This window comes from Microbacterium sp. HMWF026 (assembly GCF_003061325.1).
Taxonomy (GTDB): Bacteria; Actinomycetota; Actinomycetes; order Actinomycetales; family Microbacteriaceae; genus Microbacterium; species Microbacterium testaceum_E.
Genome location: NZ_QAJB01000402.1, coordinates 5,864 through 8,129, shown reverse-complemented (window position 1 = coordinate 8,129; position 2,266 = coordinate 5,864). Strand labels below are relative to the sequence as shown.

At 68.5% G+C, this 2,266-nt stretch carries 2 protein-coding genes; one reads left to right on the top strand and one right to left on the bottom strand.

The features are described 5' to 3' along the window. Positions 1 to 578: 16S rRNA (adenine(1518)-N(6)/adenine(1519)-N(6))-dimethyltransferase RsmA (gene rsmA / locus DBR36_RS14890; RefSeq protein ID WP_108320531.1), on the bottom strand; the 578-nt coding region annotated here is incomplete at its 3' end. A 67-nt stretch (positions 579 to 645) separates the two neighbouring features. On the opposite strand from rsmA, the gene DBR36_RS14885 reads away from it, so the two are divergent. Beyond that, complete coding sequence (locus tag DBR36_RS14885; RefSeq protein ID WP_108320530.1) at positions 646 to 2,100, top strand: sugar porter family MFS transporter; 1,455 nt, start codon at positions 646 to 648, stop codon at positions 2,098 to 2,100. Positions 2,101 to 2,266: the final 166 nt, after the last annotated feature.

Genomic DNA, 2,266 nt, shown 5'->3' with positions numbered 1-2,266 from the left:
GGCCAGAACACCTGACGCGAGACCGTCCCCGCCAGGCGCCACGAGCCGTACCAGGCGGCCTTGACGCTGGGGGCTCCGTACACCTTCGACCCGGGCGGGGCGGCCAGACGCTCCCCCACCTCGGCCTGGACCATGACCACGCCGCGACGCAGGTACGGGAACGTTTCGAGGAAGTGCAGCAGCACCGGCACCGACACGTTGTAGGGCAGATTCGCCACCAGCACCTCGGGTTCGCCCGGCAGGGCGTCCACGCGCAAAGCGTCCGCGTCGATGACCGTCAAGCGGCCCTCGGGGACGTCGTGCGCGGCTGCGGTGACCGGAAGACGCTCGGCGAGGCGGTGGTCGATCTCGACCGCGACGACCGACGCTCCCGTCTCGAGGATCGCGAGGGTGAGCGAGCCGAGGCCGGGACCGATCTCGACGACACGGTCGGATGCCGTGACCCGGGCCGCCTGGACGATCTTGCGCACCGTGTTGGCGTCGACGACGAAGTTCTGCCCGAGCTTCTTGGTGGGGGTGACGTCGAGGTCGGCGGCGAGCCGACGGATCTCGGCGGCACCGAGCAGGGAAACGGGCATTGTTCCACTGTAGTCAGGGAGGCCGCCAGTACCCTCCACGTCGCGGGGGCAGGAGTAGCGTGGGTAGGTGAGTCAAACGCAGTCCATCCCCGCAAACGCCTTCACCCTGCGAAGCCCCTACGGGCGACGAGCCATCGGCCTGTCGGTCGCGGCCGCGGTGGGCGGCTTCCTGTTCGGGTTCGACTCCTCGGTCATCAACGGCGCCGTCGACGCCGTCGAGAGCAACTTCGAGCTGACCCAGGTGCTGACCGGCTTCGTCGTCGCCGTGGCCCTTCTCGGCTGCGCGGTCGGAGCCGTCGTCGCCGGAGCCCTGTCGGATCGCTGGGGCCGCCTGAAGGTCATGCTGCTGGGTGCCGTGCTGTTCTTCGTCTCGTCCATCGGCGCCGCGCTGACCTTCAGCGTCCCCGATCTGATCCTGTGGCGCGTGATGAGCGGCCTGGGCATCGGCATCGCCTCGGTCGTGGCTCCCGCCTACATCGCCGAGGTCGCACCGCGTCAGATCCGCGGCTCGCTGGCGTCGCTGCAGCAGCTGGCGATCACCCTCGGCATCTTCGGCGCCCTGCTGTCCGATGCGCTGCTGGCCAACTCGGCCGGCGGTGCCGCCAACCAGTTCTGGCTGGGCCTCGAAGCCTGGCGCTGGATGTTCCTCGTCGGCGTGATCCCGGCGGCGGTCTACGGCATCCTGTCGTTCACCGTTCCCGAGTCCCCGAGGTTCCTGCTGTCGAAGGGCCGCAGCGACGAGGCCCGCAAGATCTTCGCGCGGCTCGTGCCGCCGGCCGATCTCGACAAGACGATGAAGGAGCTCACGAACAACATCGAGGCGGACCGCAAGAACAAGAACGTGTCGCTGCGCGGCCCGGTCCTGGGCCTGCAGGGGATCGTCTGGACCGGCATCCTGCTGTCGATGTTCCAGCAGTTCGTCGGCATCAACGTGATCTTCTACTACTCGACGACCCTGTGGAGGGCGGTCGGCTTCGACGAGAGCAACTCCCTGCTGATCTCGGTCATCACCTCGGTGACGAACGTGGTGGTGACGTTCGTCGCAATCTTCCTGGTCGACCGGGTGGGTCGCAAGCCGATCCTGCTGACCGGCTCGATCCTGATGACCCTTTCGCTCGGCGCGATGGCACTGGCGTTCGCGTTCGCGACCGGCTCGGGGCAGGACGTGTCGCTGCCGGCCCCGTGGGGCGGGATCGCGCTGGTCGCGGCGAACATCTTCGTCGTCGGGTTCGGCGCCTCGTGGGGACCGCTCGTGTGGGTGCTGCTGGGCGAGATCTTCCCCAGCCGCATCCGCGGAAAGGCGCTCGGTGTGGCCGCGGGCGCGCAGTGGATCGCCAACTTCGCCATCACCGTGTCGTTCCCCGCGATGTCGAGCTGGTCGCTGCCGCTCACGTACGGCATGTATGCGCTGTTCGCCGCCCTGTCGTTCGTGTACGTCGCACTCCGCATCCCCGAGACGAAGGGCATGGAGCTCGAGCAGACCGAGACGCTGTTCGTGAAGAAGGCGAAGTCCACGGCCTGATCGCGGATGCCGGGTCGGTCCCGGATGCCGAAGGCCGGCGCCCCGCGGGGTGCCGGCCTTTCGTCTGCCCGCGTCGACGCCGCGTGCACACAACCTCCGTTAAGTGCGCAGACTCCGCGACATCCGGGCCCCGGCGACGGAGGTTGTGCACATCGCGGAGGTTCTG